Raw genomic sequence first — 6,511 nt, forward strand, 5'->3', positions numbered from 1 at the left:
GTCTTCACCGGGGGCCGCTCCTCCGTGCGGCGGGACTCAGCCCTACAGCCACAGATTGCCGTGCACCGGCTTGGCCTCGTTCACCGCGGCCGCGGCCTCCTTCGCCGTGGGGAGCAGCGTGCCGTTGGTCCCGCTGGTCAGGCCGCTGGGAACCTTGGTGGTCATGCCGCCGCTGAGGTCGGTGGTCGCCAGGTCGCGGGCGCCGAGGGAAGCGGGCTCCTGAGCGGGAGCGCTCTGGGCAACGGGCTCCTGAGCCGGAGCCTGAGCCGGAGCCGGGGCACTCTGCGCAGCAGGCGCCTGAGCCGGAGCCTGAACCGGAGCACTCTGAACAGCAGGCGCCTGAGCCGGAGCACTGTAGGCCGGGGCCTGAGCCGGAGCACTCTGCGCAGCAGGCGCCTGAGCCGGAGCCTGAACCGGAGCACTCTGAACAGCAGGCGCCTGAGCCGGAGCGCTGTGGCCGGCGGGCGCCTGGTCGGGAGCGCTGTAGCCGGTCGGCGCCTGGGCGACGGCGTCCTGGGCGAACGCGGGTGCGGCGGAACCGGCGGCAATCAAGGACCCGGCAACGACGGCGGCAGCCTTCAGGGACTTCATCGTGTTCCTCTCTTCGGCAACGCTCGTCGCCGGAAGGGAATTCTGTCGCCGTGCCTAACGATCCCTGGCCGGGGCGGAAACCGGGGTTCCGTAAAATGCGAATTCCTCATATGAGATCTCCGAGAACCGGCCCCCGGGAGCCGGGAAAGCGTGGAAGAAGGGCTGGAAGAACAACAGTCGTGGTGCCGCCCCGGAGGGGTCGGCACCACGACTGGACGGACAACCAGCCGTACCGTATGACGCTCACAGAATTGACAGCAGCACCTGCGTCAGCGGCGCGAGCACGGGGAGGTTGAGGGCCGAGTCGGAAGACTTCACGGTCGATGTCTGTGTCTGGGTGCTGGACACCTTCACGTCGGACGAGACCGACTCCGACAGGCTCTCGTCGAGCAGCGAGTCGACGAGGTCCTCCAACACGGTCAGCAGATCGTCGACCTCCGGTTGCACGTCGCGGGCGCTGACGGTGATCGCCTCCACGAGCCGGTCGACGGCCTCGCCGACGTCCTCCAGCAGGTCCTCCAGCACGCCGTCCAGCAGGTCGTCGAACAGATCGTCCAGGTCGTCGTCGTCCGCGAGGCCGGCGGACTGCCCGAAGTCAGCCGACAGCATGTCCGCCGCCGGGTCCCACGTGGTCGTGGTCGTAGTCGTGGTCGTGGTAGACGGAGCCTCGACGGACACCTTGGCCAGGGCGCGCTTCGCGGCAGCGCCCAGTTTCCTGGCCTCGGCGGCGGACAGCCTGCCGCCGTCCGCCTCGAGTGCGGCGTGCAGCAGGTCGGCGACCGGGGCGAGTTCACCTCCGTTGACATCTCTGAGTTTCGCGAGCAACGCCTCAGCGCGGGGGAGCCGCGCATCGGCCGGCACCGCGTGGCTTCGCTCGCGGGCCGGGTCGGCGGCCATGGCGGCGGGGCCGGTGATCCCGACCAGGAGAGCGGCGCACAGCGCGCTGGACGCGATGTGCCGTGCGGAAAGAGCAGGCATGGGCATTCCCTTCGGCGGGCGCTGAGTCTTGAGCCCACCGTGAGAGCGCCCACGGCTTCTCGCAACCGATCATGCGCCGCCCGTGAGTGCGCGCGTCCCTCGGTCGCCGAGTCCTGCCTGATCAGACGATACGTCAGACCTACTGCGCCGCGGCCCCCGTTCGGCGGAACGGCACCCGCCCGCCCGTCCGAGGTGGCATTCCAGGGATGTTCGGGTTTAACTATTCCGACACACTTATCGGTTTTCATCGAATATCACCGTCTTTGTCCGGTTAGTGGCTAGGGTTGCGAATCTCCCCATGCACTCCTCGGCGCGGACACATCGCACTCGTGCCGCTCCAGCCACCGCCACCTGTTCTGAAAGGGCACCGACGGTCATGCGCCATTCCCTGGGTCCGCTGCTTCCCCGTGCGGTCGTGGGCGTCCTCGCCCTCGCGGCGATGTGTGCGCCCGGCAGTTCCCCCGCTGCCGCACCGGCCGCTCCGGCCGCACCGGAGGCCGACAGCCTCGCGTTCGCCCAGCGGTACCGCGCGGTGCAGCACGGTGGGATCGTGCGTGCGGCCAACTCGGCCGCCACCTGCGAAACGGCCGCGCAGTCGTGCAACAGCGCCCGTGAGGGTCGCGGGGCGGCCAACGGCGACTTCGACATGACCTATGTCGACGTGGACAGCGACCCCAACACCTACAACTCCAGCCACGGCGAGGTGCGTCTGCCGAAGGGCGCGCGGGTGACGTACGCGCGCCTGTACTGGGGCGGCAACCTGCGGGTCGGGGAACAGAAGCCACCGGAGGACAACGGGCGGGTGCTGGTCTCGGAGGCCGGGGGCGCGTACAAGGAGGTGCTCGCGGACTCGGTGATCGGGCACCAGGTGGCGCACGGCGCGGACGCCTACCAGGCCACCGCCGACGTCACGTCGCTGGTGCGGTCCAGCGGTGCGGGGCTCTACACCGTGGCCCAGCTCAACGTGGCCAGAGGCCGCTCGCCCGTCGGCGCCTGGGGCGGTTGGACGCTCGTGGTGGCGTACGAGAACGAGTCGGAGCCGCGGCGTCATCTGGCGCTGTGGGACGGCTTCGGCGCTCTCACGGCCGACCGGGACCAGGAGGTCCGGATCTCGGAGATGCCGTTCCCGGAGGGCGCGGGCGGACGGGTCGGCCTGGTCGCCTACAACGGGGACCGCGGCTCACAGGGCGACGCGTTCACCGTGTCCGCCGGCGGCCAGGACGCGGTCGCGCTGGGCGACGGGGCCAACCCCCAGGACGACGTACTGAACTCGACGATCAGCGAGTTCGGCGGGGCCGGCCCGGACCGTGCGCCCGACCATCCGAACACGCTCGGCTACGACTCCGACGTCCTCGATCTGCGCGAGGGCATCCGGCGCGGCGGTGACCGGCTGGCGTTCCGGATCGCCTCGCGGCGGGACACCGCCTGGGTCGGCGTCCTCTTCGTCGCCGTGGACGCCAGGTCGTGAGGCACTCCGCCCCACACCGGTTCCGTGAGCAAGGACCACCCATGAACCAGTCACCGTCGGCCCCTCCCTCGCGCATCCTGCACATCACCCAGCCCGTGGACGGCGGGGTGGCCCGGATCGTGACGGACCTGATGCGAGCTCAGCTCGCCGACGGACTGCACGTCACGGTCGCCTGCCCCGGCGGCGGACTCGCCCCCACCCTCCGGGCCATCGGCGCGGACGTACGGCACTGGCACGCGACGCGTTCGCCGGGGCGCACGCTCGTGCAGGAGGTACGACACCTGCGGCGCGTCCTCGCGGACGTACGGCCCGACCTGGTGCACGCGCACAGCGCCAAAGCGGGGCTGGCCGCGCGGCTCGCCGTACGCGGACGGATCCCGACCGTGTTCCAGCCGCACGCCTGGTCGTTCGAGGCGGTGGGCGGGGTCACCGCCTCCCTCGCCCTCAAGTGGGAGCGGTGGGGCGCCCGCTGGGCCGACCGGGTGGTGTGCGTCAGTGAGGCCGAGCGGGTCACCGGCGAGCGCGCCGGGGTACGGGCCCGCTGGCGGGTGATCGCGAACGGAGTCGATCCGGGGCGTTTTCGTCCCGCGGCCCTCGGTGCCGTACGGGCCCAGATCCCGCTGCTCGCCGGTCTCGGTGCGGACACTCCGCTGGTCGTGTGTGTCGGGCGGCTGTGCCGCCAGAAGGGGCAGGACGTCCTGCTGTCGGCGTGGCGCACGGTGGTCCGGAAGGTGCCGGGGGCCCGGCTCGTGCTGGTCGGCGACGGGCCGGACGCGGAGGCGCTGCGGGCGCTCGCGCCCGACGGTGTGCTGTTCGCCGGGGCCGCCGCCGACGCCACGCCCTGGTACCAGGCCGCCGATCTCGTCGTCCTGCCGTCCCGCTGGGAGGGCATGGCGCTGGCGCCGCTGGAGGCCATGGCGTGCGGCCGGGCCGTCGTGATCACGGATGTGGACGGGGCCCGCGAGAGCCTGCCGGCGGGTCAGGAACCCGTGCCGGCCGATGATCCGGCCGCGCTGGCGACCACGGTGACCCGGCTGCTGCTCGATCCGCCGCTGCGCGAGTCACTCGGCCGGCTGGGACGCCGCCACGTTCTGACCAAGCACGACGTGCGGCACATGGCCGGCGCCGTGACGGACGTCTACCACGAACTGCTGGGCGACGGAACCGGTGCGGGAGGCGAGGACGCGGCCCGCTCCGGTCGCGCGCCGCGCTCCGCGTCCGTCGAGCACACCCCGAGCGGGGAAACCACCGAGTACAGGGAGTCCATCCACTCGTGACTGCGGAAAGTACCGTTCCCTCCCCCGGCGCAGAGCCACGGGAGTACGGATCCTCGACTGTCTCGGTCATCACTCCGCGCGGAAGTACGGACGGCTCCGGGTTCCCGGCCACGCGACGCCCCGTGCCGCACCAGCGCGTCGCGCGGCTCGCGCTGCTCGCGGTGGACGCGGGCGCCGCGCTCCTGGTCGCCCTGGCCCTCACCGACGCCCGGACACCGTGGCGCCCGCTGCTGGTGGCCGGGATACTGCTGGCCGTCGTGTGCCTGAACGCGCGGGCACTGCTCTACCGGCCGCCCGCCGTCCCCGCGGTGCTCGACGAACTGCCCGCCGTCTGCGCACGGGTCGCCGTCGGCTGGGCCGTGCTCGCGGCGGCGGTGGCGGCGTATTCCCCGGACCATGTGCTGTCCGCCGGCACTCTCGCCCTCGGCTGCGCCCTGCAGTCGGCGGCGAGTTGCACGGGCCGGGGCGCCGTGCACTGGCAGCGGCGCCGGGCGTTGCTGCGCAGGCCCGCGGCCGCTCTGGTGGTCGGACCCGCGGCGACCGCGCAACGCGTGGCCGCCGCGTTTCTGCGTCGGCCCCGCTGCGGGCTGCGGCCCGTGGGCGTGGTGGCCGGCCAGCCCGCCGGGGACGAGGGGCTGCCGGTGCTCACCACCGACGAGGAGGTGCGGCGGGCGATCGTCCAGAACAGCGTCCAGGCCGTCCTCGTCGTGGGCCCCCGCACCGAACACGCCCCGCTGCTGAGGGACTTGGCCGCGGCGGGGTGCGTGCTGTGGCTGGTGGACGCGGAATCGCCGTCGTACGACCGGAGAGGTGAGCGCCTCGCCGGATTCACGTGTCGGCGCATGGAGCCGGCCGAACGTCATGAGGGCCCCCACAAACGGGCGCTGGACATCGCCGTCTCCGGGACCCTGCTGCTTCTGGTCAGCCCGCTGCTGCTCGTCACCGCCGTGGTGCTGCGGCTGACCGAGGGGCCCGGGGTCGTGTTCCGGCAGGAGCGGATCGGCAAGGGCGGGCGGCCGTTCACGCTGCTGAAGTTCCGTACGCACCGCCCCGCCGACGCACACGAGGCCGCGACCCGGTGGAGCGTGGCGAACGAGCACGAGATGCGCTGGTTCTGCCGCTTCCTGCGTAGGAGCTCCCTGGACGAGCTGCTCCAGTTGTGGAACGTCCTCAAGGGGGACATGAGCCTGGTCGGGCCGCGCCCCGAACGCCCCTACTTCGTCAGTAAGTTCAGCGACGCACACCCGGGCTACGGGGAGCGCCACCGGATGCGGACCGGCATCACGGGCCTCGCCCAGATCCACGGGCTGCGCGGCGACACCTCCATCGAGGACCGGTCGCGGTTCGACAACGCGTACATCGACGACTGGTCGCTGTGGCAGGACATCTGCATCCTGCTGCGCACGGCGGTCACGCTCGTCCGTCCCACGGGGAGCTGACCCGTGGCCCTCCCCCAGGCTCTCGGCCCCGCCCGAGCGGGGTGGCACCTCCCCGTGAGGGTGTCGCCCGTCCTGCCGGTGGTGGCGGTGATCGCCATGCTGGCGCTGCCCGTCGCCCCCGGCGGCGAGGGCGGAGCGACCGCGGCGGACGCCATGTCCGGGCTGCTGGTGCTGTGGTGCGGGATCCGTCTCGTACGGGACCGCCGGCGCCCGCTGTCCCGGACGGCCGCCGTGGTGCTGGGGCTGCCCGTCCTCGGACTCGCGCTGGCCGTGGCCGGGGCCGCACCCCTCGGGTCCTGGCCCACCGGGTTCGCCCGGTACCTGCAGATCTTCGTGCTGGTGCCGGCGGCGGTCCTGCTGAGCGTGCGCGGCCGGGCGGACTTCCGGGTGCTGGCCTGGTCGTTGGTCGGACTGGCGCTGTGGCAGGGGGCCGTCGGCGTGCACCAGTACGTCACCGGGACCGGGGCCAGTTACGCGGGTGCGGACATCCGGGCGGTGGGCACCTTCGGGCCGACGGACGTCATGGGAATGGCCACGGTCGTGTCGTTCGGGCTGGTGTGCGCGGTCGGGCTGGCGCTGGGGTCCGTGTCGGACGTGGCGCCTGCCCGGCAGCGGGTGGTCGCCGCGCTGTGCGCGGTGGTGCTGGTGGTGCCGCTCGCGGTGTCGTTCAGCCGGGGGGCCTGGATCGCCACGGCGGTCGCGTGCGGACTGCAGGTGCTGCTGGCGGGGCTCAGGCGGGCGGTGGGGGTGTTCACGGC

At 72.6% G+C, this 6,511-nt stretch carries 5 protein-coding genes and 1 pseudogene; 4 read left to right on the plus strand and 2 right to left on the minus strand.

Annotated features, from left to right (window positions below):
- Positions 1-42 precede the first annotated feature (42 nt).
- Both FNH08_RS53310 and FNH08_RS41410 read right to left on the minus strand, forming a co-directional pair.
- Complete coding sequence (locus FNH08_RS53310) at positions 43-165, minus strand: hypothetical protein (protein ID WP_265579839.1); 123 nt, start codon at positions 163-165, stop codon at positions 43-45.
- A 669-nt stretch (positions 166-834) separates the two neighbouring features.
- Entirely contained in the window at positions 835-1,569 is a 735-nt protein-coding gene (locus tag FNH08_RS41410) for a hypothetical protein (RefSeq protein ID WP_152776674.1), read from the minus strand.
- A 376-nt stretch (positions 1,570-1,945) separates the two neighbouring features.
- Here FNH08_RS41410 and FNH08_RS41415 point away from each other — a divergent pair, with 376 nt between their 5' ends.
- The 4 genes and pseudogenes from FNH08_RS41415 to FNH08_RS41430 all read left to right on the plus strand — a co-directional run.
- Positions 1,946-3,037: a DUF3344 domain-containing protein gene (locus tag FNH08_RS41415; protein ID WP_152776675.1), complete on the plus strand. Its 1,092-nt coding sequence runs from the start codon at positions 1,946-1,948 to the stop codon at positions 3,035-3,037.
- A gap of 41 nt (positions 3,038-3,078) precedes the next feature.
- Positions 3,079-4,314: a glycosyltransferase family 4 protein gene (locus tag FNH08_RS41420; RefSeq protein ID WP_152776676.1), complete on the plus strand. Its 1,236-nt coding sequence runs from the start codon at positions 3,079-3,081 to the stop codon at positions 4,312-4,314.
- Positions 4,311-5,753, plus strand: a complete 1,443-nt coding sequence (locus tag FNH08_RS41425) for an exopolysaccharide biosynthesis polyprenyl glycosylphosphotransferase (protein ID WP_322726306.1) — start codon at positions 4,311-4,313, stop codon at positions 5,751-5,753. Before FNH08_RS41420 ends, FNH08_RS41425 begins: the two co-directional genes overlap by 4 nt.
- Positions 5,754-5,849: 96 nt before the next feature.
- Positions 5,850-6,511: pseudogene (locus tag FNH08_RS41430) on the plus strand (O-antigen ligase family protein); the annotation flags it as partial.

Origin of the sequence: Streptomyces spongiae, from assembly GCF_009377185.1 — a bacterium.
In the GTDB taxonomy this organism is placed as follows: Bacteria; Actinomycetota; Actinomycetes; order Streptomycetales; family Streptomycetaceae; genus Streptomyces; species Streptomyces spongiae.

Excerpts from the sequence above, each read along its gene's own strand:
- FNH08_RS41410 (WP_152776674.1), bottom strand. The coding sequence starts at position 1,569 with ATGCCTGCTCTTTCCGCACGGCACATCGCGTCCAGCGCGCTGTGCGCC.
- FNH08_RS41415 (WP_152776675.1), top strand. The coding sequence starts at position 1,946 with ATGCGCCATTCCCTGGGTCCGCTGCTTCCCCGTGCGGTCGTGGGCGTC.
- FNH08_RS53310 (WP_265579839.1), bottom strand. The coding sequence starts at position 165 with ATGACCACCAAGGTTCCCAGCGGCCTGACCAGCGGGACCAACGGCACG.
- FNH08_RS41420 (WP_152776676.1), top strand. The coding sequence starts at position 3,079 with ATGAACCAGTCACCGTCGGCCCCTCCCTCGCGCATCCTGCACATCACC.